A 256-nucleotide genomic window follows, 5' to 3' on the forward strand; every position below is an offset into this window, starting at 1 on the left:
GCCGCAAGGCGCGCATCCGCCGTTGCCCAGCATTCACGAATGGCCTCTATGTGGTGCCGTCTACATCCCTCAGCCACCAGACGACAAAAATACGTCGTCAAGCGAGTTCGCATCCAACACCCGGTCACCCCAGGCTTCGAGCTGCTCCAGAGGGGCAGTTTCCACCTTTTCCCTGGTCGCCTCGTCAACCGCTCCAAACCGCTTGCTTAAAAAGCGTAGCAACATCGCCGCCGCTTCTTGCTGTCGGCCTTCACGT

The 256-nt window shown here is 59.4% G+C and carries 1 protein-coding gene; it reads right to left on the minus strand.

Annotation, left to right across the window (positions count from 1 at the left end; translation table 11 throughout):
- Positions 1-69: 69 nt before the first annotated feature.
- The coding region (locus B3187_RS14120) for a DUF4351 domain-containing protein (protein ID WP_286807125.1) at positions 70-256 on the minus strand (187 nt) is incomplete at its 5' end.

The sequence above is a fragment of the Marinimicrobium sp. UBA4209 genome (assembly GCF_002381585.1).
Taxonomy (GTDB): Bacteria; Pseudomonadota; Gammaproteobacteria; order Pseudomonadales; family Cellvibrionaceae; genus Marinimicrobium; species Marinimicrobium koreense.